Here is a 25,189-nt window from a genome sequence, read left to right on the forward strand (position 1 = left end):
AGGGACCATCATAGGCGGCATGCTTCGTCTCATCGATGACGAAGCCGAAGCGGCCGACAGCGTAGTCGTCGCTCGGCACGAGAAAGCGACGCTGTTCAACCCCTTCCTCGCGCTTGCCGCCGATGGTGGCGATCACCTCGGTCATCCCGGCATGATCTGAACGGAGGGCGGTGAGAGCGATCCAGTCGTCGGCATGCACCCGCGCGAACTCTTGGGCATCCTTCTCGTGGGACTCGCCGGGAGCGAGAGAACGACCGGAGATCGCTTCCCAGGCATCAGGCCAGGAGTCGCGGACTGCTGTGTCGGCGGCTCTTCGCTCGTAGGTCGTGAACAGGTCCGGAAAGGTGAGCGCGACGATCGCCCATTCCGCGTCCTCTTCGTAACAGGCGTCTTCCGCCCGCAGCATAGGATGGACCCTCGCATTGCGCGCGGCAGAGAGCTTGAAGCCGCCATGTCCGGCCGTGGTATGGGATACGATCTCGTCCGCGTAGACGGTGGCGCCTTGCGACGCGCCCCATGGCGTGCTGCAGTCCATGCACACAGTTTGGCGGTCAAGACCTCGCAGCTCGCGGCTGTGGTCAGCCTGCTCGATCATGCGGCCCAGAAAGGCCACTTCGTCCTCGACGCAGCCTTGCCTCGACGACTTGCACATACTGCGCAAGCCTCTTGAAGCCAATGCCAACGTTGCCGTTGGCTTTCGTGAACTCCTGGTAATCTCTGTCCAATGATTCGCGCTGATGCCAATCGCCGTTGATCCGGCTCGCGATGCTCTCCCTGCCCATTGTTCGGAGCCAATCGCTGAACTTTCGTTGCCCCGAAGCAGTATTGCGGACGGTCTTGGCAGTCCGGCCGGATCCGAGCTTGCTCAACTCTCCCTCGACCAAGCCATCGATGATGTTGGCGGCATCGTCATAAGGATGCAGCCCGTGCTGGAGTTCGTCGCCCTGGGGTGCCGAAGCTTGTTGATACCCAACCCGACGTACGGTTGGCCATGGCTCGCTTGAACTCCGAAATATCTTTCTGCAGTTGTTTTTTCTGCTGCTCATTGCCGTTGAGTCGACTCGCTATGCTCTCCTTTCCCTCTCTTTTCAGCCAGTCACTAAGCTTGCGCTGATTGCTAGCGATCTTGAGGATAGGCGCCCTCTCTTTGGCAGTCGCTGCCGGTCCAAGCTTCCAAGCTTACGCAAGGCTTCGTTGGTCGCGTCGTCGATGATGTCGGCGTCGCTCTCATAAGCGCTCAAAGTACGGCGCCCCATGACGCGGGGCCCGGATCCGAGCGCTTCGAACCCTGCCGAGTCAGGCTGAATCCTTCGGAGATGATTGAGGGCCGTAAAGAGGCGGCCCTTGGGGTCATTCTCCTCGCCAAATGCCATGATGTCCTCGGCTATTTCTTCGGTTCGAAACCGAGACGTCAGGGATGGCTTCTGGTTGGCCGTGAGCCACTTGGAAAAGCTATTAAGAATCTGCGTATGAGACCTGATAGTTTTGTCGGGCACCTCAAGTGCCCGGGCTGCTGCCGCGAACTGGTGAATGAGTAGCGGGTCTCCGGTAGGAGCAGGCGGCTGAGAACGACGAGGTGGCGCAGAAGGCCGAGGCAACAACTCGCCGGCGCGGAACTTCCGAAGCGCTTCCAATGCCGCACGCACTCGCTTGATGCCCCCCGCGTTCACAATTCATCCGCATGGGCTTTCAACTGAACAGGGCTTTCAACCAGACCGGCCAGTGTCAAGTTTTTAGAGTTGAGGAACTCGCTGAACCGGCTCAGTTGCTGCACCATCCCCTGAAGGGTACCGGAAGCATAACTTCCTGCCGCCGCGCGCACGAACTCGGAAATGAGGGCTGCGTCCTCTTCGGACGCACGGGTGCGCTTATAGGCGTAGATACGAAGCTCTGAATCGACTGCATCCGACGCTGAGCCGCCCAACGACTTTTCACCGCGACTTCCTCCAAACACTTTGCCAAGCCCCGACTTAACCCGAGAAAGCAGTCCACCGCCTTTTCTATCCTTCGTGCGCGCGGCAGGCTTCGGTTCCGATGACGCTGTGTCGCGCATGCTACCCAGTGCCCTGTTGCGCAAGTCAGATGGAGAACCTTGCATGGCCGCGCCAAAGTGAGCGAAGCAAGGAAGTCCGCGCAGCCAATCATACTACGTCGTGCCAGTTCCAAAATCAGGATTCTCGCACACGACTTTCCTGACGACAAATCGTCCATCGACATCGTTCACACAAGGCTTGAAGAAGCGAACATCGTGTTCACTATTTGTGATCAAAAGCGCGATTCATCGCCGTTGCACGAAGCGACGCCGCTCGCTATTTCAGCGCCATGAAGGTCAAAGACGCAGATATCCTCATCGTGCCGGGCTACACCAATTCCGGCCCCGACCATTGGCAGAGCCGCTGGCAGTCGAAGCTGTCGACGGCGCGCCGCGTCGAGCAGGCGGAGTGGTCCAAACCGGTGCGCGAGGACTGGACGGCGAGCGTGGCCAAGGCGGTCAACGAGGCCGAGCGGCCGGTCGTCATCGTAGCGCACTCGCTGGGTGTCGCCACGGCGGTGCAAGCCATGCCGCAGTTCCAGAAGCCGGTCGCCGGCGCCTTCTTCGTGGCGCCGCCCGATGTCGCCAATCCCAAGATCAAGCCCAGGCACCTGATGACCTTCGGTCCTTACCCGCGCGCGCCGCTGCCCTTTCCTTCGATCGTGATCGCCAGCCGCAACGACCCGTTCTGCGCATTCGATGTCGCCGAGGACATTGCCGGCGCCTGGGGCTCGCTGTTCATCGACGCCGGCGAGACCGGTCACCTCAACGCGGATTCCGGCTTTGGCCCGTGGCCCGAAGGCTCGATGACCTTCGCCAAGTTCCTGACGGATCTTTAGCAGGCCGAAACGCGCAGGAATGCCGCGACTTTTCCGCAGCGCGGCCAGCCAAAAACGTTGATTTGCAACACGGCTTTACGGCAGTGGGCGTGTCGAATAGGCTCTGGCTTCGAAGCGAGGGCAATTTCTTGCATAAGGATGGACGGTTGGAGTTGTTGCGAGGCGTCGCGGCAATTGTCGTGATGCTTTGGCACACGCTGCTTGCTTTTCGCCCCTCTGCAAGCGGCATTTTTGCAAATGGCCCGGCCGACTCACTTCAGACGAGCCTTGCCTTCGTTCTCTTCAACGGCCTGTCGGCCGTGTATCTGTTTTTCGTCATGTCCGCGTTCGTGCTGGTGAAGCGTTATTCCGGAACCCGCAAGATGCAGGATCTGCTGTTGGGCGCGGCCAAGCGCCTGCCGCGGCTGGCCGGCCCCGTACTTCTGACCGTGCTGGCCTCCTGCGCTCTCTACAGGCTCGACCTGTATTTCTTCAAACAGGCAGGCGCTCTTTCAGGGTCGCCTTGGTTGGCCGCGTTCGGCTATGCAACACCGGTGCTGTCGCCGACGACCGCAAGCTTTTCCGATGCCTTCATGCAGGGCGCATGGCGGACATTCATCTTTGGAGACAGCTACTACGACAGCAGCTTGTGGACTATGTGGTTCGAATTCTGGGGCAGCCTCATGACGTTCGCCCTCGCATCATTCGTTTTCTTCCTGCACGATCGCTCCGCAGTACTGTCTTGGTGCGTCGTTGGGATCAGCATAATCCTGGCATGGCTGGTGAACTTCGTTCTTGTCGCCTTTCCCCTAGGCCTCTCGTTGCATCTTCTTGTTGCCGGCAAATTTCGCCTGAACGTGTGGTCGAGGGCTTTCGTCGTGGCGCTCTCGCTGGCGCTCTTGGGCTATGGCGGCAATGCCGTTGGCGTATACCGGCCGCTGGCCGTGCTGGATGTCGACGGCTTTCCAGTGAACATGCGGCAACCCTGCGTCGCTATCCTGGCGAGCGTCATGCTTGTCTATGCGGTGTTGACCATAAAGAACCCGCCGGCGTGGCTGTCAGGCAAGGCGGCACACATTCTGGGCGATTTGTCGTTCCCGCTCTATCTTGTGCATTTGCTGGTCATTTGTTCGCTGGGCTCATGGGCATTTGTGGCCAGTGGCTCCGCCGCACTCGGCGCTGCGGCCACCATCCTGGCATCAGTCTTGGCCGCGTTGCCCCTCGTCGCTTTCAACAACTGGTGGGTCGCTGCGCTTGGAAATCTGTTCAACGGGTTGAGACGCGATGAGGCGATGGCCGCGGAGCCTAATATCGGAAAAACCTGACCGCGCATTGCGCCAAATGGCACATGGCGAGATCAGGAACCGATCGAATCCCGGACGCTCTTGATCAGGGTTTTCGCGCCAAGCCCGATCAGCGCGTGTTCGGAGCCCATGGCCAGCAGCCGGTAGCCCATCGAGACGACGCGGCCGGCAATCGCCGGCTCGATGACGTAGATCGCCGCATGTTTTCCGGCCTTGCGGGTACGCTCGGCGACCGACGCCACGGTTTCCATCATGCTTTCCAGCGTCGAATTGATGGTCGTGCCGTTGCTCCAGGCGATCGAGAAATCCGACGGACCGAGGAAGATGCCGTCGATGCCCGGCGTGTCGAGAATGCCATCGAGCGCGTCGAGTGCCGCGCGGGTCTCGACCATGGCGAAGGCCATGGTGCGCTGATTGGTGTCGCGCAGCCATTCGGCCTGGTCGCCCTTGCCGTGGCGCGGAAAAGCATAGGTCGGGCCCCAGGAACGCTCGCCGAGCGGCGGGTATTTCATGGCGGCGGCGAACAGTTTTGCGTCGGCCACCGAATTCACCATCGGAGCGATGACAGCCTCGGCGCCGAAATCGAGCGCGCGGCTTGCCATGTCGAAGCGGCCGACAGGAATGCGCACCAACGCCGGCTTGCCGGTGGCCAGCACCGGCACGAGACCGCGCAGCACGCTGTCCTCATGATGGCCGCCATGCTGCATGTCGAGCGTGACGGCATCGAAGCCCTGCTTGGCGACGATCTCGACGGTCAAGGCATCCGGCACGCCGGACCATGCGGTGAACAGCGTTTCATCGGCCGCGAGGCGGGACTTCAGGGACATCTGATCTTTTCCTTGTTAACGGCAGCAGTTTCAGCCGGAAACCGCAGCAAAGGCAAAGAAAAACCGCCCGGATAGGTCGGGCGGTCGATTGGTCCAGCGTGTGGTCGGATCAGGTGTTCTTGATCTGCTCGATAGCCTCCGCCATCAACTCGTCCATGGTGCGGCGGATCTGATGGTCCGACTGTTCGACACCGGCGGCGTCGAAATCCTTGCGGATCTTGCGGAACACGTCGTGATCACCGGCTTCCTCGATGTCGGCGACGACCACTTGCTTGGCATAGGCATCGGCATCGGCGCCCGACTTTCCAAGCTTTTCGGCGGCCCACAGGCCGAGCGCCTTGTTGCGGCGCGCCGAGGCCTTGAACCGAAGTTCCTCGTCGAAAACGAATTTGCGTTCAAAGCCCTCTTCGCGATCCTTCATGCTGCTCATGGCATCCCTCCGATGGAAATCGATTCGCTGGTGACGACGTATATGTGTTGACGAAGCACAAACCAAAAGGTCGCGAGCCGGTCAATACGCTTCGTTGCATGCTGCGCTGCGGCATTTCAGTCCCGAAAGCGGTTGATTCGACGGATTTGCCGATTGAGCAAACGATGTGATTGGGATAGACCCGGCATTGAACCCTACCGTAGCCGCATTATTTCAGGCAGACGGACAGGAAATGGTCGTTTGCCGCCTGCCCGGAACTCCAGAGAAAAATCAGATGAAAAATCGCCGCCGCATTTATGAAGGCAAGGCCAAGATCCTCTATGAGGGACCCGAGCCGGGTACGCTCATCCAGTTCTTCAAGGACGACGCAACCGCGTTCAACAAGAAGAAACACGAGGTCGTCGACGGCAAGGGCGTGCTCAACAACCGCATTTCCGAGCACATCTTCAACCATCTCAACCGCATGGGCATCCCGACCCACTTCATCCGCCGGCTCAACATGCGCGAGCAGCTGATCAAGGAAGTCGAGATCATTCCGCTCGAAGTGGTGGTGCGCAATGTCGCCGCCGGTTCGCTGTCCAAGCGCCTCGGCATCGAGGAAGGCACCGTTTTGCCGCGCTCGATCATCGAATTCTATTACAAGGCCGACGCGCTTGACGATCCGATGGTGTCGGAAGAGCACATCACGGCGTTCGGCTGGGCGAGCCCGCAGGAAATCGACGACGTCATGGCACTCGCCATCCGCGTCAACGACTTCCTCTCCGGCCTGTTCATGGGTGTCGGCATCCAGCTCGTCGACTTCAAGATCGAGTGCGGCCGCCTGTTCGAGGGCGACATGATGCGCATCGTCGTCGCCGACGAGATTTCCCCGGACTCCTGCCGCCTGTGGGACGTAGCGACGCACGACAAGCTCGACAAGGACCGTTTCCGCCGCGACATGGGCGGCCTCGTCGAAGCCTATCAGGAAGTTGCCCGCCGCCTCGGCATCATGAACGAGAACGAGCCCCCGCGCCCCACAGGTCCGGTGCTCGTCGCCTCGACCGAAGGCATCAAAGGCAAGCCGCACTAACCAGGAATTCGAACAGGAGCATGTCCAGCGTGATCAAGGCCCGCATTACCGTCACCCTCAAGAACGGCGTGCTCGACCCGCAAGGCAAGGCAATCGAACACGCGCTGTCCGGTCTCGGATTTGATGGCGTCGGCGCGGTTCGGCAGGGCAAGGTGTTCGACGTCGAGCTGGCGGAGAGCGACAAGGCCAAGGCCGAGGCCGACCTGAAAGCCATGTGCGACAAGCTGCTGGCGAATACGGTGATTGAGAATTATAGTGTGACGCTTGCCTAAGGTTGTGTCGGAGGCACTATGCCGGAAGTCACGAATGAACTGATGTTCGAGCTTCTAAAGCGCGTGCATCACGAAATCGGTGAGCTTCGTCAGGATGTTTCCGAGATGAAACGGGAACTCAATGTGATGCGCGGTCACATGGTGGCAACACAAAGCGATATCCATAACATCTACGGCATTCTCGCCCGACAAGACGAGCGCCTTGAACGCATAGACAGACGCCTTGACCTGCGAGAACTCGCCGAATCCCAGAGGCCTTACGAACCAAAATGAAATCCGCCGTCGTCCTTCTGCCTGGCCTCAACCGCGACCGCGACATGATCGCGGCGCTGACCAAGATTTCGGGGAAGCAGCCGGTCACGGTCTGGCAGACCGATACCGAAATCCCCGATGTCGACCTGATCACCATTCCCGGCGGTTTTTCCTTCGGCGACTATCTGCGCTGCGGCGCGATTGCGGCGCGCATGCCGGTCATGCGGGCGGTCGCCGAAAAGGCGGCCCAGGGCGTGATGGTCATCGGCGTCTGCAACGGCTTCCAGATCCTAGTCGAGGCCGGCCTGCTGCCGGGCGCGCTGATGCGCAACACCTCGCTCAAATTCGTCTGCCGGCAGGTGAAGCTCGAGATCACCAACGCCAACACCATGTTCACCCGGCGCTATCAGCCGGGCCAGATCATCCGCACGCCGGTGGCGCATCATGACGGCAACTACTTTGCCGACGCCGACACGCTTGCCCGCCTCGAAGGCGAAGGCCAGGTGGTGTTCCGCTATGCCGACGGCACCAACCCCAACGGCTCGATCAACGACATTGCCGGCATCATCAACGAACGCGGCAATGTGCTCGGCCTGATGCCGCACCCGGAAAACCTGATTGAAGCAGCCCATGGCGGTACCGATGGCCGTGGCCTTTTCGAGAGCGCGCTTGGCATTGCCGCCTGACATCATCGAGGCGGAAGCCTTGAAAACAGCCGGACATTCCAGCCCATTTTATTGGGCAAGTCCGCTTCATTGGGGAGAGAGACGGTCATGAAACTCTATTCGCGGCCGTTGTCGCCCTATTCGTCGATCGTGCGGGCGCTTGCCTACATCAAGGATGTGCCGCTGAAGATTATCGCGCCGCCGCCCGGTTTTCCGATCCCGGAAGAGTTTCGCGCCATCTCGCCGCTGAACCGGATCCCGGTGCTGATCACCGGCTCGGGCGAAACGATCCTCGAATCGGTGGTCATCGCCGAATATCTGGAAGAGCGCTTCCCGGAACCGGCGCTGCTGCCGCCCGATTCCAAGGATCGCGCGCTGGTGCGCATGTTCGCCCGCATCACCGATCTCGATGTGCTGACCCCGACGATGAAGCTTTTCGAGCTTCATTTCGTGCCGAAGCGCAACAATGCCGAGATCGATGCCCAGTTCGCCCGCCTGCATCACGGACTGGCGGCGATCGAGGCGCGCATGGCGCAAGGCCCCTTCGCGCTCGGCAACGACATCAGCTTCGCCGACGCCTGGCTGACGCCGACGCGGTTCATCTTCAACAATTTCCGCGCCATGACAGGTCGCCACGACCTGCTCGACGCCTATCCCAAATTCGATGCCTATGAGCAGATCGCCTCGCAGCATCCGGCCTTGTCGCGGGTGTGGGGCGAGATGACCGACGGTTTGAAGATTTTTCTGTCCGAACTTGAGATGGGTGCCGCTTGATCAAGAGCAAGACGATCGCCCTGGTTGCCATAGCAGGCTTTGCTCTCGCGTCTTGCCAATCGAGCCCGAAGAGCACGCCTGTCCCCTCGGGCAAAAGTGCCGCGTTGCTGGCCATGGAGCAGGTGGCGATCGCTGCCCACAAATGCTGGATCGCCAGCAAGGACCCGGCCTTCAAGCAATATCAGATGGCCAACGAACTGAATTCGTTCAGCGGCACGCCGCGTTTCCTGCTGGTGCCGGCCAAGCACTATGGCGGAAAACCGTTGCTGGTGGTGCAGGCGCAGGGCAATTCAAGCCGCGTCGACGTGTTCGGACCGCTCATGAACGACCCGCTCGGCGCGCGCATCGGCTCCGACATCGCCCGCTGGCAGGCGGGTAATCCCTCCTGCGCGGCTGCCGCATAGGACAATGGGCCGGTTCCTGCAGATCGCGGGTCTGGTCATCGGTCTGGCCGGGCTTGTCCTGCAGTTCTGCATCAGCATACCGGCGTCGATGGAAGCGGGCCGCAGCCTGCTCGGCTCCATCATCTTCCTTTTCAGCTTCTTCACCATCCTGACCAATATCGGCGCGTGCTCGTCCACACATCGCTGCTGTCGTCCACGGGCTACGCATGGCTGCCTGCCTTCGCAGGATACCGGATACGCGCTGGCGTCGCCGTTTCGATCACTCTGGTCTTCATCGTCTATGCGACGGTTCTGGCGCAGCTTTGGCAGCCGCAGGGGCTGTTCCTGCTCAGCGATGTCCTGCTGCACTATGTGACGCCGGTGCTGTTCTTACTGTGGTGGCTCGTCGCAGGCGCCGACGGGAGGACGCGATGGAGCGACATCTCCTGGTGGATGCTCTATCCCGTGGCCTATCTGATCTATGCGTTGGCTCGGGCGCCGCTTGCCGGCGAGGTGCCCTACCCCTTCCTCGATGTCGCCAAGAACGGCGCAGCCAGCGTCGCCATCTCGGCGGCAGCCGTCACCGGACTTTTTCTCGTGCTGTGCATTGCCGCCGTCCTTGTGGACCACGGCGTTGCACGCATCAGAACATCCAGCGTCCGTTAGTCATACGGACCTCCGGTCCGCATTTTGGGATATGGTTAGTCCCAGAACGGCCTGATGGCCTCGCGGTGGGCGTCGCAGCGCGACACGCCGATATCCTTGAGCTGATCATCGGTCATTTCCAGTAGAACCAGCCGGCTGCGCCGGCGCTCCAGCAGATTGTCGGTCCATTTCGCCAGCGACCGGACCACATGCACCAGACGGCTGACGAAGCCGCGCCGGCCCGATGGGCGTGTCGACTGGCCCGATAACTCGGATCTTGAAGGACGGATTGTCGCGATTGTATTCATTTTCTTTCTACCAGAGTTCCAAATTGCACCCTTTTTAGCGCAAGGTTGATATGTATTGACTCACAATTCGGTGCAATATAGAAAATTGTCACCATGACAAATTGGCTTCCAGATCTCACCGCCGGCTCCGGGCCGCTGTATCAGCGGCTTGCGGATTCCATCGAAACGGACATCGACCGGGGCGTTATCGATGCGGGGGCAAAACTGCCGCCGCAACGCGACCTCGCTTACGACATCGGCACCACCGTCGGCACGGTCGGCCGGGCCTATCAATTGCTGCGCGAGCGCGGGCTGGTGAGCGGCGAAGTCGGCCGCGGAACCTATGTGCTCGGCCAGCGCGCTGATGGCGCGAAGCCGGACCTGCTGGCTCCCGACGTCAGCGGCGAAGGCACGCGCACTATCGATGCGCCGCGCGGCAAGCTGCGTTTCGACAGCACGGCAGCGCCCGACATCGGCCAGGGCGCTGATGTCGCCGATGTCCTGTCGCGCACGGCGCAGGATCATCCGCACGAGATCTCAAGCTACACGCGGGATTTTCCGGACCGCTGGTACGAAGCCGGCGCCCGCTGGCTGTCGCGCAATTCCTTCCGCCCAAATGCCGACGCCATTGTCCCGACGCTCGGCACCCATGCCGCGGTGATGGCTGCAATCGCGGCGCTGACCACTCCCGGCGATTATGTCGCCTTCGAGCACCTCACCTATTCGCAGATTTCCCGCAGTGCCGGGCTGATCGGCCGCCGCACCGCGCTGGTGGCATCGGACGACGAAGGTCTCGACCCGGCCGATTTCGAGCGCGTCTGCGCGCAAAAGCATCCGAGGATGATCTTCCTGATGCCGACGGCGCAGAATCCGACCCTGACGACACTGTCCGCGGGGCGCCGCGAGGCGATCGCGCGTGTCGCGCGTGAATACAACGTCATCCTGATCGAGGATGATCTTTACGGCCACCTGACCGACGATCCGACACCATTGCTTGCCGAATTTGCCCCAGAGAGAACCATCGTCGCCGGCGGCCTGTCGAAATCGGTCGCCGCCGGAATCCGCGGCGGCTGGCTTTCCTGCCCACCCGCCTATCGCCACCGCATCCGCGTCGCCCACAAGATGATGACCGGCGGCATGCCCTTCCTGCTGGCGGAGGTGAATACAAGGCTGGTGCTGTCCGGCCAGGCCAGCGATATCCGCAAGCGCTGTATCGCCGAAATCGGCGCCCGCATCGCGATCGTGCGCGAGACACTGGCCGGCTTCGCGTTCAAGTCGCACGACAGGGTGCCCTTTGTCTGGCTGACCCTGCCCGACCCATGGCTTTCCGGCACCTTCAAGAACGCCTGCCTCGAACACGGCGTGCTGATCGACGACGAGGACGAGTTCAAGGCCGGCCGCTCCGGGCAGGTTTTCCACGGTGTCCGCTTCGGCGTTTCGCAGCCGAGGCAGCGCAAGGACATCGCCGAGGGCGTCACGGTGATCCGGCGTCTGCTCGATGAAGGCCGCGCCGGCTACGACAGCTTCTCCTGAGCGCAAGGCGCCTGGCGCGATAGGATTGCCGGCCGCAAGGGATCGCGCCGTGGCTTTGTCCGGCTTTCGCGCGTTTTTCGTCGATCCATGGGGTGTATCGGCCGCAAAGCTTGCGATAAGACGGGACTCAAAATCCCAACGCCCCGGATACAAATCGCTGCCCATGACCATTTCCAATTCCGTGCCGATCACCCCCGAGCTCATCGCCGCGCATGGGCTGAAGCCCGACGAGTATCAGCGCATCCTCGACCTTGTCGGGCGCGAGCCGAGCTTCACCGAACTCGGCATCTTCTCGGCGATGTGGAACGAGCATTGTTCCTACAAATCCTCGAAGAAATGGCTGCGCACGCTGCCGACCACCGGCCCGCAGGTCATCCAGGGGCCGGGTGAGAATGCCGGCGTGGTCGACATCGGCGACGGCGACTGCGTGGTCTTCAAGATGGAGAGCCACAACCACCCCTCCTACATCGAGCCCTACCAGGGTGCCGCGACCGGTGTCGGCGGCATATTGCGCGATGTCTTCACCATGGGCGCGCGGCCGATCGCGGCGATGAACGCGCTGCGCTTCGGCGCGCCCGACCATCCCAAGACCAGGCACCTCGTCTCCGGTGTGGTTTCCGGCGTCGGCGGCTATGGCAACGCCTTCGGCGTGCCGACGGTCGGCGGCGAGGTCAATTTCGACGCCCGCTACAACGGCAACATCCTGGTCAACGCTTTCGCGGCCGGCATAGCCAAGACGGATGCCATCTTCCTGTCGGAAGCCAAGGGCGTCGGCCTGCCGGTCGTCTATCTCGGCGCCAAGACCGGCCGCGACGGCGTCGGCGGCGCCACCATGGCGTCGGCCGAATTCGACGACAAGATCGACGAGAAGCGCCCGACCGTGCAGGTCGGCGACCCTTTCACCGAAAAGTGCCTGCTGGAAGCCTGCCTCGAACTGATGGCCTCGGGTGCCGTGATCGCCATCCAGGACATGGGTGCGGCCGGCCTCACCTGTTCGGCGGTCGAAATGGGCGCCAAGGGCGACCTCGGCATCGAGCTCGATCTCGACAAGGTGCCGGTGCGCGAGGAGCGCATGAGCGCCTATGAGATGATGCTGTCGGAAAGCCAGGAGCGCATGCTGATGGTGCTGCGCCCGGAGAAAGAAGAGGAAGCCGAGGCGATCTTCCAAAAATGGGGGCTCGACTTCGCCATCGTCGGCAAGACCACCGACGATCTGCGTTTTCGCGTGCTGCACCAGGGCGACGAGGTCGCCGACCTGCCGATCAAGGATCTCGGCGACAAGGCACCGGAATACGACAGGCCCTGGGTTGAACCCAAAAAGCCGGCGCCGCTTGCCGCCAACGACGTTCCGCAGGCCGATGTCGCCGAGGCGCTCTTGAAGCTGCTCGGCGGACCGGATCTATCGTCGCGCCGCTGGGTCTGGGAGCAGTACGATACCCTGATCCAGGGCAATTCGCTGCAGCTGCCGGGCGGCGATGCCGGCGTGGTGCGCGTCGACGGCCACCCCACCAAGGCGCTGGCCTTTTCCTCCGACGTGACGCCGCGCTATTGCGAGGCCGACCCCTACGAGGGCGGCAAGCAGGCCGTGGCCGAGTGCTGGCGCAACCTGACCGCCACCGGCGCGCTGCCGCTGGCGGCCACCGACAACCTCAATTTCGGCAATCCGGAACGGCCCGAGATCATGGGCCAGCTGGTCGGCGCGGTGAAAGGCATCGGCGATGCCTGCCGCGCGCTCGGCTTCCCGATCGTCTCCGGCAATGTCTCGCTCTACAACGAAACCAACGGCCAGGGCATCCTGCCGACGCCGACAATCGGCGGCGTCGGGCTGATCGCCGACTGGTCGAAGATGGTGCGAACCGGTTTTGCGGCGCAAGGCCAGATGATCCTGCTGGTCGGGGCGCCCGCTTCCTGGGGAACGCATCTCGGCCAGTCGGTCTATATGCGCGACATCTATGGCCGAACGGACGGTCCGCCGCCACCGGTCGATCTCGAGCATGAGAAGCGTGTCGGCGATCATGTCCGCGCCTTGATCGCGTCCGGCATCGTCACGGCGGCGCATGACGTTTCCGACGGTGGCATCGCCGTGGCCTTGGCTGAAATGGCGATGGCATCCGGCATCGGCGCCACCGTTCCCGGGCTTGTCGGGACCGACCCGATCCCGGTCTGGTTCGGCGAGGACCAGGGCCGCTATCTCGTGACGCTGTCGATCGATCCGCATGGCGACGAATGGGACGCCATTCGCAAGCAGCAGAGCGAACTCGGCATCTTCGCGCCATGGATCGGCTCGACCGGCGGCAGCGCGCTGAAGCTTGGCGAGGCGCAGGCGATCCCGCTCAGTGAATTGACCGCCGCCCACGAAGGCTGGTTCCCCCGCTTCATGGATCAGGCCAGTTGAGCAGAGCATGATCCCGAAAAGTGGGAACCGGTTTTCGGAAAAGATTCATGCTCAATCACAGGAAACTGGCTGCCCGGGCGCTGCTTGCAGTCGTTTTCTGGCCGTCGCTGTTCTTCTTCTGGTTCCTCGGACCGTTCGTCTTTTTCCTGCTGTCGACAACCTCGAGCGAGGTTTGCACGCGGCTTGAAACACGCGCTGAGTTCCTCGCCGCGGCCAACGGCACCATTCCGATGCTGGCCGTGCAGAACCTCATCTATGCGGTGCCGATCGTCTGCCTGGTGCTATGGGACCGGCTTTTGCCCGAGCCGGCACGGGCAAGGCATATCGTCACCTGCATCAAGCTTTTCGCCGCCTCGATGGTCGTTGGAGCGCTGTGGGAATACGGCTCCTCGCTTGTCTGCGATGGCTACGGCCAGCCATTCTTCTCGCCATTCTGGCAAATGACGAGCTATCTCCCCATTGTCAGCGTCGTGCTCAACATTCCGCTCTATATCCTGGCCTTCAGCCTTGGCCGCGCGTTCTCGACACGCGAGGATGTTGCAGGGGACGAAGCAAGCCCACCGGCTTGAGTCTGCCTTTGAAATCCTCGATCCGTCTTGCATGGCAGGACGGAACGGCTTCAATCCGGACCCGAAAGGCTCTAGGCTCTGGCGAGTCACATCGCATGGCCTGACACCGGCCGCTCGAAACAGGATTTTGCCATGGCAATGGATGCCCACGACATCGAAAAACTGATCAAGGACGGCATTCCGGACGCCAAGGTGACGATCCGCGATCTGGCCGGTGACGGCGATCATTACGCGGCCGAGGTAGTGGCCGAGAGCTTTCGCGGCAAGAGCCGCGTCCAGCAGCACCAGATGGTCTATGACGCGCTGAAGGGCAAGATGGGCGGCGTGCTGCACGCGCTTGCCCTGCAGACCAGCGTTCCCGACTAAGGTGTGTTGATATTCAGGTGATGCCGGCCTGCAAACGCTGGTTTTCTGCGCTCCAGCGGCAGTGATACGCCGATTGCCAGGCCAGCCTGATATCGGCCCGCTGACGTCAGGTTGGAGACCGGCGTCGCGAAGCCCGCTTGGCCCAACACGGCCCATCCTTTGCGCCATTTCGGCTGGGGCACGGCTAACGTCTTGTTTCGGGCAATCGTTGGGTTTATTTGAAAGATATGTTCGAGCCTGACTCCCACAGGCGGGAAAGGATATTCCATGAGCGGCATCAACGACTACATCGACAACGAAGTGAAGGGCAACGACGTCGTCCTTTTCATGAAGGGCACGCCCGGTTTTCCGCAGTGCGGATTTTCCGGCCAGGTCGTCCAGATCCTTGACTATATCGGCGCCGACTACAAAGGCGTGGACGTGCTGACCTCAGCCGAACTGCGCCAGGGCATCAAGGAATATTCCAACTGGCCGACGATCCCGCAGCTCTACGTCAAGGGTGAATTCGTCGGCGGCTGCGATATCGTGCGCGAGATGTTCCAGGCAGGCGAACTGCAGACGTTCCTCGTCGAGAAGGGCGTCAGCGTCAAAGGCGCCGCCTGATTTCTGTTTCGTGCATGTCTGGTCGACATGCACTGAGCACCGGGGGCAGCCCCACCTCGGCAATTTTATGTCCTGATACCGGGACCAAGACGAGCCAATGCGCCGGCCCGCCGGCGCGTTTTCGTTTGAGAGATCGGACTTGCCGTGGACCAGCCAACAGCAGCGCCGCAATCGGCAAGCAAACTGCCCATTCCGCGCTGGGAGTTCATCGCGCTGTGCGCCGCGCTGATGGCGCTGAACTCGCTGGCCATCGACATCATGCTGCCGGCCCTGCAACAGATCGGCGCTTCGCTCGGCGTCGAGAACGAAAACCATCGGCAATATGTCATAACAGCCTATATTCTGGGCTTCGGCGGCGGCCAGCTCTTGTTCGGTCCGATCTCGGATCGTTTCGGACGTCGCGCGCCGCTGGTTGCCGGGCTGATCATCTATGTGGCGGCGGCCGCCGCGGCCGCTGTTGCGCCAAGTTTTGCGACACTTCTGCTGTGCCGGGCCGTGCAAGGCATTGGTGCGGCCGCGACCCGCGTCATCGCGGTCTCGATCGTGCGCGACACGTTCGACGGCCGGCGCATGGCCGAGGTGATGTCGCTGATCTTCATGGTGTTCATGGCGATACCGGTCATTGCTCCCGGCATCGGCCAGGTCATCATGCTGTTTGCAACCTGGCATTGGATCTTCGTCACCATGGCTGTCGGCGCCCTGATCGTGTCGGCATGGTCTCTGCTGCGCCTGCCCGAAACGCTGCATCCTGAATATCGCCGGCCGCTGACCGTAAACTCCATCGTCGGCGGTTTCCGCATCGTGCTCACCAACCGCGTCGCGATCTGCTATGCCTTCGCCAGCACCTTCATCTTCGGCGCCATGTTCGGCTTCATCGCTTCGGCGCAGCAGATTTATGTCGACATATTCAATGTCGGCGAGATGTTCCCGGTCATCTTCGCCGGGGTGGCGGGGGTGCTTGCCTTCTCCAACTATCTGAACTCGCGCCTTGTCGGCCGTATCGGCATGCGCCGCCTGTCGCAAAGCGCGCTGCTGTTGTTTCTGGTCATCAGCCTGGCCTGGCTGGTCGTTTCGCTGGAAATGAAGATGCCGCTGTGGCTGTTCATCGCCTTCTTTGCCGGCGCCATGCTTCCGTTCGGTGCGCTCGGCGCCAATTTCAACGCGTTGGCCATGGAGCCGCTCGGCCAGCTCGCCGGCACGGCGTCGTCCATCCTGGGCTTCATGCAGACCTTTCTCGGCGGCATTCTCGGCACGCTGATCGGTCAGGCCTTCAACGGCACGGTAACGCCATTGGCCGCCGGCTTCTGCAGCGTCTCGGTCGCAGCGCTGCTGATGATTTTCATCGCCGAGCGCGGCAAGATGTTCCAGCCACAAAACCCACCCGTATCAGGGCACGTCACCGACTTGCATTAGAGCAATTCCAGGAAAAGTGTGAAACGGTTTTCCGTCCGGAATTGCGTCAAAACAATGAGTTGGAGCAGGTTGCCGGTTCCATGAACCGGTGAACTGCTCTAGGACGCGCCTTCAAGGGCAGCCGTGAAACGCGGGACAAGCATTCGCCCCGCGATTGCTCCGCCCATGCTGTCTGAAAAGGGCAATGGCAGAGCGTCGTCGAGAGCTTTGAGGATGGACGCCACGAAGGCTCGGCTGAGCTGGGTATCGGCCCCCAGATCGGAATAGGTGGCGCGAGGCTTGCCAATCAGTGTGCCGTTGCGGCGAAGCGAGAACCGCAGCGTCAGGGACATGCCGGCGGTTCCGGGCGGCGGCTTCCAACAAGCATAGATGGCGTCCGACATCTCCTTCATGGTGTCGATGGGATCGGGACTGCGACAGGGTCGCTCTTGCGATCTGGCTTCGCTGGAGCCGGCAAACAAGGCGATGGCAAGAGCCGCTGCGACAAACGCGGTCCGCGGGTTCATGCAAAAGCCTCCGGATTTGCGCGAGATTGCATCGATCTTTCAGCCGGCCGGTTCAGACGCTGGCCGTACGAATCTATTCTGCCCAGAGTTCGCGGCGCAACTCCTGCCAGCTTTCCCGGTCGGGCGCGACGAGCAGGCCACCGTCGAGATGCGACGGCAAATAGGCGCTGCCGTCGAAACGTGCGGCGTGGCCGCCGGCCTCGGCATGGATCAGCACGCCGGCCAGATGATCCCACGGCATCAGCTTGTTGTAGACGACGAAATGGGCGTGGCCGCTGGCCAGCAGGCGGTATTCGTGGGCCGCGCAGCGATAGGCGAATTGCGACAGGATCTTGGTCTGGTTGCGCGCCAGCCGCGACCGTTCCGGCTCGCGCATGTATTGCCAGGAGACAGAGCCGGTCATTTCCGCGATCGGCGCGGGTGCCGCGACCTGCACCGTCTCCAGGCTGCGATGCACATGCCTGATGTGGCTGCCGGCGCCCTTGGCGCCGATCAGCCAGTCCTTGCCGACCGGATCGTGGATGATGCCGGCAACGGTTTCGCCCTTGACCACGACAGCCAGCATGACGCCGAACAGCGGCACGCCGGAAGCGAAATTGAAGGTGCCGTCCACCGGGTCGATGACGAAAGCCAGATCGGCATCGCCCAGACCATCGAGCAGCGCCGGATTGTCGGAGCAGGCTTCCTCGCCGACGACCATCGCCGAGGGATAACGCTCGCGCAGCCTGACGGTGATCCGCCGTTCGGCATTGACGTCGGCCTCGGTCACCAGGTCGGCGGCCGAGGTCTTCTGCCGGATATCGCCGTCGCCCAGCCGGCGAAAGCGCGGCATGATCTCGACCTCTGCCGCCTCGGCCAGAATGCCGGCCAGCCAGTCGATCGCGGTGTCGTCAAATGTCATTGGAAATATCTTGCCGGAGGGTGTCGTTGAGGGCCGCGAAGTCGAACAGTGTTCTGTCGAGCAGATGCGACGGCCTGGTGTTGGACAGCGCGCGGATCATGGTATCCTTGCGGCCGGGCATGCGCTTTTCGATATCCTCGAGCATCGCCTTCATGGCGTTGCGCTGCAGGCCTTCCTGGCTGCCGCAGAGATCGCAGGGAATGATCGGGAACCGCATCGCCGCGGCAAATTTCTCAAGGTCGGCTTCGGCGCAGTAGCTCAGCGGCCGCAGCACCATGACGTCGCCCTCGTCGTTGAGCAGTTTCGGCGGCATGGCGGCGAGACGGCCGCCATGGAACAGGTTCATGAAGAAGGTTTCGAGAATGTCCTCGCGATGGTGCCCGAGTACCAGCGCCGAGCATCCCTCTTCCCGCGCGATGCGATAGAGATGGCCGCGCCTGAGCCGCGAGCAGAGCGAGCAATAGGTGCTGCCCTGAGGCAGCTTGTCGGTGACGACGGAATAGGTGTCCTGATACTCGATCCGGTGCGGTATGGCGTGGCTGTCGAGATAATCGGGCAGGATGTGTTTGGGGAAATTCGGCTGGCCCTGGTCGAGGTTGCAGGCCAGCAAATCGACAGGCAACAGCCCGCGCCATTTGAGGTCGAGCAGCATGGCGAGCAGCCCGTAGGAATCCTTGCCGCCCGACAGCGCAACCAACCAGCGCTGGCCGGGCTTGACCATCGAGAAATCCTCGATCGCCTGGCGGGTCAGCCGCAGCAGCCGCTTGCGCAGCTTGTTGAACTCAACCGAGGACGGCACATCGGCAAACAGCGGATGGAAGCCGCCTTCGCTGTCGGCAATCGGTTCAAGCGTTTCGACGTCTGGCAGCATGTTCATGGCATGTCGCTTTCGGTGGACCGGTCATCGTTTCAAGGAAACGCCGACCGCTCTGTCACTTTGTTCGCAGCAATTCCGGACGGAAAACCGGTTCCCACTTTTCCGGGAATTGCTCCGACTGGAGCGCCCGGATTAGCGGACATGGCCGACAAAGAAAAGGCCGCCTCGACGGGCGGCCTTTGGATGCTATCGCAATGCGTTCGCTCAGCGCGAACAGAATTCGTCGCTTAGCGCGAATAGAATTCGACGACCAGGTTCGGTTCCATCTGCACGGCGAACGGAACGTCAGCCAGGCCGGGAATGCGCGAGAAGGTCGCGACCATCTTGTTGTGATCGGCTTCGATGTAGTCCGGCACGTCGCGTTCGGCCAGACCGACCGATTCCAGAACGATGACCAGCTGCTTCGACTTTTCGCGGACTTCGACGACGTCGCCCGGCTTGCAGCGGTACGAGCCGATGTTGACGCGCTTGCCGTTGACGTTGACGTGGCCGTGGTTGACGAACTGACGGGCGGCGAAAATCGTCGGCACGAACTTGGCGCGGTAGACGACCGCGTCGAGACGCGACTCGAGCAGGCCGATCAGGTTCTCGGAGGTATCGCCCTTGCGGCGATCGGCCTCTTCATAGACCTTGCGGAACTGCTTTTCCGAAACGTCGCCATAGTGACCCTTCAGCTTCTGCTTGGCGCGCAGCTGCAGGCCGAAATCGGAAAGCTTGCCCTTGCGGCGCTGACCATGCTGGCCAGGGCCGTATTCACGCTTGTTGACCGGGGACTTCGGGCGGCCCCAGATATTTTCGCCAAGACGGCGGTCGATCTTGTACTTCGCGGATTCGCGCTTGCTCATCGCATTCCCTTTTCAAAAACAACACACCCGGAACCTCATGGTCCGGGTGAAGGAAACGCGCCCTCCTCTGGCCTCCGTTTTCGAGACCTGACAGGGTTTTCCCACGCAACGCGGCGGAAAACCCACGGGACACGTCATTTCAAACAAGATCGGAAACGGCTAGGCACTCCGATCTTGCGCATACAAAACAAACACCGGACATCGCTGCCCGGTGGTGGCGGCTGGTTAAACCGAGATTTAACCGGTGTCAAGCATTTGAATAGCGCGGCGAAACGCAACCCTATACCGTTCCCGGCGTAGATGCGATGCCGGATGTGGCGGGAGGTCGTTACGCCAACGGCACCACGGCGCTGCCACCGCTGGTGACACCAGTTGAAACCGGTTGATCGGGGAAAATACCCCATCCATCGCCATGATCGAAGTCCGCGGTTTCATCCGCGGGCTTTCATTTTGGCGCCTCTCCCAAGACGACGCGACCAGGATCAGCTGTCCGATTTCTTTTCCGGCAGTCCCTTGCGCTTCGTCTTGGCGAATTCCTCGAGCTGCTTTTCGCTCATCGATTCATACATTCCCTTCGAAGCGCCTTTGAGCTCACTCTTTTTCGTCTCGCCGCGCTTGGCTGACAGAGCGGCCCCGGCTGCTTTCTGCTGGGCTTTTGAGGTGGCTGGCATGGCTGTTTCTCCATTGCTGTCAGGAGAAACGCCCCGCTTCGTCGACGGTTCCAGCGCCAGTGGCTCGGTTCCCGGTCCGCTTGGTGCCAGCCCGCCACACGACCAGACTCGGCGATTTTCGTTGGCAGCCTTCCCGTGTCTGGAACCCCAGTGTAGGACGGCTGAATGAAATCTCTGACCGATCCCTCACAAGCTCTCTCCACTGGCCTGGCGAAAATCCGCACCGAATTCCACGTGCCAGATGGATTTCCGGTAGGCGTAATGGCCACCGCGGAGGCGGCGGCCAAACGTGTGCCCAACCAGCATGTCGATCGAACAGCGATGCGCTTCGTCACGCTCGATCCGGCGAGCTCCACCGATCTGGATCAGGCGTTCTCAATCGAGGCGAGCGGCGGCGATCTTCTGCTGCACTACGCCATTGCCGACGCAGCCTGGTTCGTCGAGGACGGCGACGCGATCGATCTCGAAGCCTGGACGCGGGGCGAGACGCTTTACTTGCCGGACGGCAAGGCCGGGCTCTACCCGCCGGTAATTGCCGAGGGTGCAGCGAGCCTGTTGCCGGATGGATCGCGGCCAGCGGTTGTCTTCACGGTTCGGGTCGCGCAGGACGGTGCGACGAAGTTGGACGGCGCGGAGCGGGCAATCATTCAAAGCCGCGCGAAGCTCGCCTATGACAGTGTGAAGGCCTCCGACGTTCCGGCCGGGTTCGCCGAGATGGCGCGACGCATGGCAATGAACGAAAAGCGTCGTGGTGCTTCGCGCGTCGACCCACCCGAGCAGGAGGTTGAAAGGCTAGCCGATGGTACATTCCGGCTTTCGTTCAGACCGCTGCTGCAATCCGAGCAAGACAACGCCGCGCTTTCGCTGGCTGCAAACATGGCGATTGCCGACGCCATGTTTGCGCACCATACCGGGTTGTTTCGGGTGATGTCGGAGCCAGATGCTTTCAGCGTGCAAAGACTGCGCAGCGCGGCACAGGCTCTCGGGCTGTCTTGGCCGGCCTCCACCAGCTTGCGCGACTATCAGCGAACCCTTGACCCGACCGATCCGCAACAGGCGGCGCTGATGCTGGAAATCCGCCATGCAAGCGCCGGCGCATCCTACCAACCCTATAAGGAAGGTGTTGTCCCTTGGCATGAGGCGATGGCGGCGACCTATGCCCATGCAACGGCGCCACTCAGGCGACTGGCCGATCGCTACGTCGTGCGCTGCGCGCTGGCTATCGCCAATGGCCAGCCGGTGTCCCAGGCTGTCACCGACGCGTTCGCCAGATTGCCGCAGGTGATGGGACGTGCGGATAGCCACGCTTCGCAGATCAACCACGCGGCTATCGACCTTGCCGAGGCGGTAATGCTGAAGGGACGCGAGGGCGAGACGTTCAAAGCTGCTGTCACCGACGTCGTCGACCATGGCGTGCGCGTTCAGCTTGCCGACATGCCTGTCGTTGCCAACGTAAAGGCCTCTGGGCTTAGACAGGGCGACGATCTGACGCTAAGGCTGGTCTTGGCCGATCCAGATCAACGCAGCATCGTCTTCGAACCCGTTTAAGTGGCAGACGGTTTCGCCGCCGTCTAGAGCACGTCCGGTTTAATCTGGGTCATAACCTGCGGCCTTGAAGTAGTTCTGGCATTCGGCTGGGGTGAAGAGGTCGACGAGCGATCCGACGGCGGTCCACAGGGCTGTGATTGTCCTCTCGGCTTTGGCCCGCATAAGAGCCTTGAGTTTTGAGAAGGCGTTTTCGATCGGATTGAAGTCGGGGCTGTAGGGCGGCAGGAACATGAGCCTCGCGCCGGTCGTCTCGATTGCATCGCGAACGCCGGCGGCCTTGTGGGCGGGAAGGTTGTCCATCACGACGATGTCGCCCTCCGACAGGGTCGGGACCAGCACCTGCTCGACATAGGCCAGGAATACGTTGCCGTTCATGGCGCCGTCATAGACGAACGGGGCGGTCATGCCCGTCAGCCGCAGTGCGCCGGTGAAGGTGGTGGTTTTCCAATGGCCGTGCGGCACGCCCGCCCGGCAACGCTCACCGCATGGCGCACGGCCCCGCAGCCGGGCCATCTTGGTCGATAGTCCAGTTTCATCGATGAACACCAGCTTTGCCGGATCGAGATCGAGTTGGCCGTCGAACCACGCACGACGGCGCTTCAGGATGTCGGGACGATCCTGCTCCAGTGCATGTGCGGACTTTTTTTGAACGTCCAGCCGTGCCGGCCAAGCCAGGCGCTTAAGGCGCTGCGACTGATCCGAGCCGATCGCTCGACCGCCAGCCGCTCTACCATCTCGTTCAGCGTGATGTCCTTGCGCTCATCGATCAACCCCACGATGAAGGCTTTATGCGCATCGAGGCTGGACGCGCGTCGACGGCCTTGCGGCCGCGGCGTCCGCTCGCCGATCTTCGCCCGTGCGATCCACCGGATTGCACTCGATATGCCGACGCCGAACCGCGCCGCCGCCTGCCGGGCAGACATGCCCGCGTCCGAAGCCTTCAAGACCCGCGATCGAAGATCGTCGCTCAGTGCTCTTCCCATCATCCACCTCATCAAAGTGGATGTTGAATCACCCGCGAAGCCCGACGTCACATCACAATCGATTCATTGATCGCGGGACGTGCTCTAGTTCACGACCAGCCCGAACCCCTGCATCAGCCGGCTGGTGGCGAAATCCACCTTGCCGGAGGTGAAGACCGCGATGTCAGGTTCACCCATCGGCAATGGCCCGTCGACCGGTGCCAGCAGCGACATGGCGCGGCGGGCGATCGCTTCGGCCGGATCGATCCAGTCGACCGGCCAGGGCGCGGTCTTGCGCATGCGATTGGCCAGGAACGGATAATGCGTGCAGCCGAGCACGACAATGTCGGTGCGGGCGCCGTCCTTCTCGACGAAGCATGGCGCGATCTCCTGGCGGACGATCTCCTCGTCGACGAACCCCTCGCGCATGTAGATTTCGGCCAGCGGCGCCAGCCGGTCGGAACCGACGAGCCGCACGTGGCATTTCTGCGCCCATTTGCTGATCAGGTCGCGCGTGTATTGACGCTTGACCGTGCCCGGCGTCGCCAGCACCGAGACGAGCCCTGAGCGCGTGCGCTCCGCCGCCGGCTTGATCGCCGGCACCGTGCCGACAAAGGGATGGCCGGGGAATTTCTCGCGCAACGCATCGATCACCAGCGTCGAGGCGGTGTTGCACGGGATGACCGAAATCTCGGGCTGGAATTTTTCCAGCAGCGCGCCGAACAGGCCAAGGATATGGGCGTTGAGGGCCGGTTCCTCCCAGGCGCCATAGGGAAAGGCGGCATCATCGGCGACATAGACAAAGCGGCGGTCAGGCATCAGAACGCGCGCCTCGCGCAGCACGGTGAGCCCGCCGATGCCGGAATCGAACATCAGGATCGGCCGCTCAGTCATTGTCGGTTCCCTTTCCGCCGAGCGGCGGCATGTCGTCGTCCTTGCCGGGGGCCTTGTCGGCGGCCGGGCGATCGCCTTCCGCCTTGCGGGCGCGCGCAACGGCCGCCGGCAATCGTCTTGGATCGTCGCCCGGAGAGCCCTCGCCGCGCGGCATCGCCGGTGAAAACCTGTCCAGCGACGAGATGATGCCACGCAGCACCTTCAGCTCCGGTTCGGCGAAACCGGCACGCGTCAGCACGGCGCGCAGATTGTCGACCATCTTCGGCTTCTTCGGTGCGGGGCGGAAATAGCCGCGCGCTTCCAATGCGCCTTCGAGATAGGCGAACAGGCCGTGCAGCTCTTCCTTGCTTGCCGGCTTCATGTCTGGGCCGGAAAAATTGGTTTTGGTCTCGTCTTCCAGGCCGGACTTCATCCATTCGTAGGACATCAGCAGGGCCGCCTGGGCGATGTTGAGCGAGGAGAAATCGGGATCGACCGGGAACGTGACGATCTCGTCGGCAAGACCGACCTCGTCATTGTAAAGGCCGAAGCGCTCCCGTCCGAACAGGATGCCGGTGCGCTGCCCCATTGCGTGACGGGCCCGGAGCACCCTGCCCGCTTCCACCGGGCCGCGTACGGATTTGAAGCCGTCGCGCTGCCTGGCCGTGGTGGCGAAAACAAAGTTCAGGTCGGCGAGCGCCGAGGCCAGATCGTCGAACACCTTCACGGCGTCGATGACATGATCGGCGCGGCTGGCGGCCGCGCGCGCCTTCTCGCTCGGCCAACCGTCGCGCGGATTGACCAGGCGCAACTCCGACAGGCCGAAATTGGCCATGGCTCGAGCGACCATGCCGATGTTCTCGCCGAGCTGCGGCTCGACGAGGATGATCGCCGGGCCAGCCGTCGTGAGGCCGCGCTGAAAGTCCGTTTCTGCCATGTGTTCCAGGTGATTGCGCTACGAAGTCTTCGCGTCCTGCCATATCGATACGGCTTTTTGAAGAGTTGTCGGTGACCTGGCGACAAATACCCTTGTCTCGCCGCCCCTGGGTTTGCGCGAAAAACCCAGATTCGCTTCACCGGCGGGTTCGGTCATGCCTGTACAAGCAGACCAGCCGCGTGCCCATCTTCTCGAAAGATTGTTGAGATGTGGGCATCGCAGCCGTTCTGGCAACGAAAAGGTATCCAATCCTATACTGCCTGATGGCTCGGCCAGAGCGGCCAAGTCACCGACAAATGCGCCGGCGGCCCGTTGCTCGCAGTTGCTATCGGCGACATCTTCCAGTTACAGAAATAACCTACGATCCAAATGTACATTTATTTACGATGATACATCGTATCACTGGAACATGAAATCAGAAACGAGCAATAT

Annotated in this window: 30 protein-coding genes and 2 pseudogenes; 17 read left to right on the forward strand and 15 right to left on the reverse strand. The window is 61.8% G+C overall.

Annotation, left to right across the window (positions count from 1 at the left end):
* The 3 genes and pseudogenes from ACFSQT_RS38430 to ACFSQT_RS38440 all read right to left on the reverse strand — a co-directional run.
* Nucleotides 1–640, reverse strand: a pseudogene (locus ACFSQT_RS38430) (DUF7007 domain-containing protein); the annotation flags it as partial.
* Entirely contained in the window at nt 579–1,046 is a 468-nt protein-coding gene (locus ACFSQT_RS38435) for a hypothetical protein (RefSeq protein ID WP_379027550.1), read from the reverse strand. The gene ACFSQT_RS38435 and the pseudogene ACFSQT_RS38430, both read right to left, overlap by 62 nt.
* A 620-nt stretch (nt 1,047–1,666) precedes the next feature.
* Complete coding sequence (locus ACFSQT_RS38440; RefSeq protein ID WP_379027188.1) at nt 1,667–2,053, reverse strand: hypothetical protein; 387 nt, start codon at nt 2,051–2,053, stop codon at nt 1,667–1,669.
* Nucleotides 2,054–2,092: 39 nt separating this feature from the next.
* On the opposite strand from ACFSQT_RS38440, the gene ACFSQT_RS38445 reads away from it, so the two are divergent.
* The 3 genes from ACFSQT_RS38445 to ACFSQT_RS38455 all read left to right on the forward strand — a co-directional run bounded on the left by ACFSQT_RS38445 (nt 2,093) and on the right by ACFSQT_RS38455 (nt 4,175).
* Nucleotides 2,093–2,326 carry a hypothetical protein gene (locus ACFSQT_RS38445; protein WP_379027189.1) on the forward strand — a complete coding sequence of 78 codons (234 nt, stop codon included), beginning with the start codon at nt 2,093–2,095 and terminating at the stop codon, nt 2,324–2,326.
* Nucleotides 2,323–2,871: an RBBP9/YdeN family alpha/beta hydrolase gene (locus ACFSQT_RS38450; RefSeq protein WP_379025694.1), complete on the forward strand. Its 549-nt coding sequence runs from the start codon at nt 2,323–2,325 to the stop codon at nt 2,869–2,871. The genes ACFSQT_RS38445 and ACFSQT_RS38450 overlap by 4 nt, the downstream gene beginning before the upstream one ends.
* Nucleotides 2,872–3,017: 146 nt before the next feature.
* On the forward strand, nt 3,018–4,175 hold the full coding sequence (locus ACFSQT_RS38455) for an acyltransferase family protein (protein ID WP_379027190.1): 1,158 nt from the start codon (nt 3,018–3,020) through the stop codon (nt 4,173–4,175).
* Between the two features lie 32 nt (nt 4,176–4,207).
* On the opposite strand, the gene ACFSQT_RS38460 is transcribed toward ACFSQT_RS38455, so the two are convergent.
* A complete protein-coding gene (locus tag ACFSQT_RS38460) occupies nt 4,208–4,981 on the reverse strand; it encodes an HpcH/HpaI aldolase family protein (protein ID WP_379027191.1) in 774 nt (257 codons plus the stop codon).
* Between the two features lie 109 nt (nt 4,982–5,090).
* Entirely contained in the window at nt 5,091–5,411 is a 321-nt protein-coding gene (locus ACFSQT_RS38465) for a DUF1476 domain-containing protein (protein ID WP_379027192.1), read from the reverse strand.
* Between the two features lie 274 nt (nt 5,412–5,685).
* Between ACFSQT_RS38465 and purC the strand changes: the two genes are divergently transcribed.
* From purC to ACFSQT_RS38500, 7 genes and pseudogenes are all read left to right on the forward strand, one after another.
* Entirely contained in the window at nt 5,686–6,480 is a 795-nt protein-coding gene (purC, locus tag ACFSQT_RS38470; RefSeq protein ID WP_379027193.1) for a phosphoribosylaminoimidazolesuccinocarboxamide synthase, read from the forward strand.
* Between the two features lie 29 nt (nt 6,481–6,509).
* Entirely contained in the window at nt 6,510–6,752 is a 243-nt protein-coding gene (purS, locus tag ACFSQT_RS38475; protein ID WP_379027534.1) for a phosphoribosylformylglycinamidine synthase subunit PurS, read from the forward strand.
* Nucleotides 6,753–6,770: 18 nt separating this feature from the next.
* Nucleotides 6,771–7,025 (forward strand): hypothetical protein, encoded by a 255-nt coding sequence (locus ACFSQT_RS38480; RefSeq protein ID WP_379027194.1) that lies wholly within the window; start codon nt 6,771–6,773, stop codon nt 7,023–7,025.
* Nucleotides 7,022–7,690, forward strand: coding sequence for a phosphoribosylformylglycinamidine synthase subunit PurQ (purQ, locus tag ACFSQT_RS38485; RefSeq protein ID WP_379027195.1), 669 nt, complete (start codon nt 7,022–7,024; stop codon nt 7,688–7,690). Before ACFSQT_RS38480 ends, purQ begins: the two co-directional genes overlap by 4 nt.
* A gap of 87 nt (nt 7,691–7,777) precedes the next feature.
* Nucleotides 7,778–8,443: a glutathione S-transferase family protein gene (locus ACFSQT_RS38490; protein ID WP_379027196.1), complete on the forward strand. Its 666-nt coding sequence runs from the start codon at nt 7,778–7,780 to the stop codon at nt 8,441–8,443.
* Nucleotides 8,440–8,847: a hypothetical protein gene (locus ACFSQT_RS38495; protein WP_379027197.1), complete on the forward strand. Its 408-nt coding sequence runs from the start codon at nt 8,440–8,442 to the stop codon at nt 8,845–8,847. The genes ACFSQT_RS38490 and ACFSQT_RS38495 overlap by 4 nt, the downstream gene beginning before the upstream one ends.
* 4 nt (nt 8,848–8,851) lie before the next feature.
* Nucleotides 8,852–9,492, forward strand: a pseudogene (locus ACFSQT_RS38500) (Pr6Pr family membrane protein).
* Between the two features lie 35 nt (nt 9,493–9,527).
* Here the strand turns inward: ACFSQT_RS38500 and ACFSQT_RS38505 are convergent.
* Entirely contained in the window at nt 9,528–9,779 is a 252-nt protein-coding gene (locus ACFSQT_RS38505; RefSeq protein ID WP_379027198.1) for a DUF1127 domain-containing protein, read from the reverse strand.
* Between the two features lie 93 nt (nt 9,780–9,872).
* Here ACFSQT_RS38505 and ACFSQT_RS38510 point away from each other — a divergent pair, with 93 nt between their 5' ends.
* The 4 genes from ACFSQT_RS38510 (at nt 9,873) to ACFSQT_RS38525 (ending at nt 14,621) form a co-directional block, all read left to right on the forward strand.
* Nucleotides 9,873–11,291 carry an aminotransferase-like domain-containing protein gene (locus tag ACFSQT_RS38510; RefSeq protein ID WP_379027199.1) on the forward strand — a complete coding sequence of 473 codons (1,419 nt, stop codon included), beginning with the start codon at nt 9,873–9,875 and terminating at the stop codon, nt 11,289–11,291.
* A 163-nt stretch (nt 11,292–11,454) separates the two neighbouring features.
* Entirely contained in the window at nt 11,455–13,686 is a 2,232-nt protein-coding gene (gene purL / locus ACFSQT_RS38515) for a phosphoribosylformylglycinamidine synthase subunit PurL (RefSeq protein WP_379027200.1), read from the forward strand.
* Between the two features lie 47 nt (nt 13,687–13,733).
* Nucleotides 13,734–14,255 (forward strand): hypothetical protein, encoded by a 522-nt coding sequence (locus tag ACFSQT_RS38520; RefSeq protein ID WP_379027201.1) that lies wholly within the window; start codon nt 13,734–13,736, stop codon nt 14,253–14,255.
* A 132-nt stretch (nt 14,256–14,387) separates the two neighbouring features.
* On the forward strand, nt 14,388–14,621 hold the full coding sequence (locus tag ACFSQT_RS38525) for a BolA/IbaG family iron-sulfur metabolism protein (RefSeq protein ID WP_142868106.1): 234 nt from the start codon (nt 14,388–14,390) through the stop codon (nt 14,619–14,621).
* Here ACFSQT_RS38525 and ACFSQT_RS38530 read toward each other — a convergent pair.
* A complete protein-coding gene (locus ACFSQT_RS38530; RefSeq protein WP_379027202.1) occupies nt 14,618–14,890 on the reverse strand; it encodes a hypothetical protein in 273 nt (90 codons plus the stop codon). The genes ACFSQT_RS38525 and ACFSQT_RS38530 overlap by 4 nt on opposite strands.
* Here ACFSQT_RS38530 and grxD point away from each other — a divergent pair.
* Together grxD and ACFSQT_RS38540 are read left to right on the forward strand one after the other, a co-directional pair.
* The gene (gene grxD / locus ACFSQT_RS38535; protein ID WP_379027203.1) at nt 14,889–15,224 is read left to right on the forward strand and encodes a Grx4 family monothiol glutaredoxin; all 336 of its coding nucleotides are present in this window, start codon (nt 14,889–14,891) and stop codon (nt 15,222–15,224) included. The two genes, ACFSQT_RS38530 and grxD, sit on opposite strands and share 2 nt — an antisense overlap.
* A 144-nt stretch (nt 15,225–15,368) precedes the next feature.
* Complete coding sequence (locus tag ACFSQT_RS38540) at nt 15,369–16,637, forward strand: multidrug effflux MFS transporter (RefSeq protein WP_379027204.1); 1,269 nt, start codon at nt 15,369–15,371, stop codon at nt 16,635–16,637.
* A 98-nt stretch (nt 16,638–16,735) separates the two neighbouring features.
* On the opposite strand, the gene ACFSQT_RS38545 is transcribed toward ACFSQT_RS38540, so the two are convergent.
* From ACFSQT_RS38545 to ACFSQT_RS38565, 5 genes are all read right to left on the reverse strand, one after another.
* Nucleotides 16,736–17,143, reverse strand: a complete 408-nt coding sequence (locus ACFSQT_RS38545; RefSeq protein WP_379027205.1) for a hypothetical protein — start codon at nt 17,141–17,143, stop codon at nt 16,736–16,738.
* A gap of 73 nt (nt 17,144–17,216) precedes the next feature.
* Nucleotides 17,217–18,044, reverse strand: coding sequence for an inositol monophosphatase family protein (locus ACFSQT_RS38550; protein ID WP_379027206.1), 828 nt, complete (start codon nt 18,042–18,044; stop codon nt 17,217–17,219).
* Nucleotides 18,034–18,921 carry a tRNA 2-thiocytidine(32) synthetase TtcA gene (ttcA, locus tag ACFSQT_RS38555; protein ID WP_379027207.1) on the reverse strand — a complete coding sequence of 296 codons (888 nt, stop codon included), beginning with the start codon at nt 18,919–18,921 and terminating at the stop codon, nt 18,034–18,036. The genes ACFSQT_RS38550 and ttcA overlap by 11 nt, the downstream gene beginning before the upstream one ends.
* Nucleotides 18,922–19,148: 227 nt before the next feature.
* Nucleotides 19,149–19,766, reverse strand: coding sequence for a 30S ribosomal protein S4 (rpsD, locus tag ACFSQT_RS38560; protein ID WP_013895883.1), 618 nt, complete (start codon nt 19,764–19,766; stop codon nt 19,149–19,151).
* Nucleotides 19,767–20,248: 482 nt separating this feature from the next.
* On the reverse strand, nt 20,249–20,437 hold the full coding sequence (locus ACFSQT_RS38565) for a DUF3008 family protein (RefSeq protein WP_379027208.1): 189 nt from the start codon (nt 20,435–20,437) through the stop codon (nt 20,249–20,251).
* Nucleotides 20,438–20,602: 165 nt separating this feature from the next.
* Between ACFSQT_RS38565 and ACFSQT_RS38570 the strand changes: the two genes are divergently transcribed.
* Entirely contained in the window at nt 20,603–21,985 is a 1,383-nt protein-coding gene (locus ACFSQT_RS38570) for an RNB domain-containing ribonuclease (RefSeq protein ID WP_379027209.1), read from the forward strand.
* 39 nt (nt 21,986–22,024) lie between these two features.
* Here the strand turns inward: ACFSQT_RS38570 and ACFSQT_RS38575 are convergent.
* The 3 genes from ACFSQT_RS38575 to ACFSQT_RS38585 form a co-directional block, all read right to left on the reverse strand.
* A protein-coding gene (locus ACFSQT_RS38575; protein ID WP_379018015.1) for an IS630 family transposase occupies nt 22,025–22,968 on the reverse strand; the annotation gives its coding sequence in 2 pieces (ribosomal slippage) (nt 22,025–22,632 and nt 22,632–22,968; 945 coding nt in all).
* Nucleotides 22,969–23,052: 84 nt separating this feature from the next.
* Nucleotides 23,053–23,841, reverse strand: coding sequence for a glutamate racemase (gene murI / locus ACFSQT_RS38580; RefSeq protein ID WP_379027210.1), 789 nt, complete (start codon nt 23,839–23,841; stop codon nt 23,053–23,055).
* A complete protein-coding gene (locus ACFSQT_RS38585) occupies nt 23,834–24,757 on the reverse strand; it encodes an RNA methyltransferase (protein ID WP_379027211.1) in 924 nt (307 codons plus the stop codon). The genes murI and ACFSQT_RS38585 overlap by 8 nt, the downstream gene beginning before the upstream one ends.
* Nucleotides 24,758–25,189: the final 432 nt, after the last annotated feature.

The sequence above is a fragment of the Mesorhizobium calcicola genome (assembly GCF_042682105.1).
Taxonomy (GTDB): domain Bacteria; phylum Pseudomonadota; class Alphaproteobacteria; order Rhizobiales; family Rhizobiaceae; genus Mesorhizobium; species Mesorhizobium calcicola.

Coding starts and splice junctions, on each gene's coding strand:
- ACFSQT_RS38545 (WP_379027205.1), bottom strand. CDS start 17,143: ATGAACCCGCGGACCGCGTTTGTCGCAGCGGCTCTTGCCATCGCCTTG.
- ACFSQT_RS38505 (WP_379027198.1), bottom strand. CDS start 9,779: ATGAATACAATCGCGACAATCCGTCCTTCAAGATCCGAGTTATCGGGC.
- ACFSQT_RS38435 (WP_379027550.1), bottom strand. CDS start 1,046: ATGAGCAGCAGAAAAAACAACTGCAGAAAGATATTTCGGAGTTCAAGC.
- ACFSQT_RS38510 (WP_379027199.1), top strand. CDS start 9,873: ATGACAAATTGGCTTCCAGATCTCACCGCCGGCTCCGGGCCGCTGTAT.
- rpsD (WP_013895883.1), bottom strand. CDS start 19,766: ATGAGCAAGCGCGAATCCGCGAAGTACAAGATCGACCGCCGTCTTGGC.
- ACFSQT_RS38570 (WP_379027209.1), top strand. CDS start 20,603: ATGAAATCTCTGACCGATCCCTCACAAGCTCTCTCCACTGGCCTGGCG.
- ACFSQT_RS38490 (WP_379027196.1), top strand. CDS start 7,778: ATGAAACTCTATTCGCGGCCGTTGTCGCCCTATTCGTCGATCGTGCGG.
- ACFSQT_RS38460 (WP_379027191.1), bottom strand. CDS start 4,981: ATGTCCCTGAAGTCCCGCCTCGCGGCCGATGAAACGCTGTTCACCGCA.
- ACFSQT_RS38550 (WP_379027206.1), bottom strand. CDS start 18,044: ATGACATTTGACGACACCGCGATCGACTGGCTGGCCGGCATTCTGGCC.
- purC (WP_379027193.1), top strand. CDS start 5,686: ATGAAAAATCGCCGCCGCATTTATGAAGGCAAGGCCAAGATCCTCTAT.
- ACFSQT_RS38450 (WP_379025694.1), top strand. CDS start 2,323: ATGAAGGTCAAAGACGCAGATATCCTCATCGTGCCGGGCTACACCAAT.
- ACFSQT_RS38440 (WP_379027188.1), bottom strand. CDS start 2,053: ATGCGCGACACAGCGTCATCGGAACCGAAGCCTGCCGCGCGCACGAAG.
- ACFSQT_RS38480 (WP_379027194.1), top strand. CDS start 6,771: ATGCCGGAAGTCACGAATGAACTGATGTTCGAGCTTCTAAAGCGCGTG.
- ACFSQT_RS38525 (WP_142868106.1), top strand. CDS start 14,388: ATGGCAATGGATGCCCACGACATCGAAAAACTGATCAAGGACGGCATT.
- ACFSQT_RS38585 (WP_379027211.1), bottom strand. CDS start 24,757: ATGGCAGAAACGGACTTTCAGCGCGGCCTCACGACGGCTGGCCCGGCG.
- purQ (WP_379027195.1), top strand. CDS start 7,022: ATGAAATCCGCCGTCGTCCTTCTGCCTGGCCTCAACCGCGACCGCGAC.
- grxD (WP_379027203.1), top strand. CDS start 14,889: ATGAGCGGCATCAACGACTACATCGACAACGAAGTGAAGGGCAACGAC.
- ttcA (WP_379027207.1), bottom strand. CDS start 18,921: ATGAACATGCTGCCAGACGTCGAAACGCTTGAACCGATTGCCGACAGC.
- ACFSQT_RS38565 (WP_379027208.1), bottom strand. CDS start 20,437: ATGCCAGCCACCTCAAAAGCCCAGCAGAAAGCAGCCGGGGCCGCTCTG.
- purL (WP_379027200.1), top strand. CDS start 11,455: ATGACCATTTCCAATTCCGTGCCGATCACCCCCGAGCTCATCGCCGCG.
- ACFSQT_RS38530 (WP_379027202.1), bottom strand. CDS start 14,890: ATGGAATATCCTTTCCCGCCTGTGGGAGTCAGGCTCGAACATATCTTT.
- ACFSQT_RS38465 (WP_379027192.1), bottom strand. CDS start 5,411: ATGAGCAGCATGAAGGATCGCGAAGAGGGCTTTGAACGCAAATTCGTT.
- murI (WP_379027210.1), bottom strand. CDS start 23,841: ATGACTGAGCGGCCGATCCTGATGTTCGATTCCGGCATCGGCGGGCTC.
- ACFSQT_RS38520 (WP_379027201.1), top strand. CDS start 13,734: ATGCTCAATCACAGGAAACTGGCTGCCCGGGCGCTGCTTGCAGTCGTT.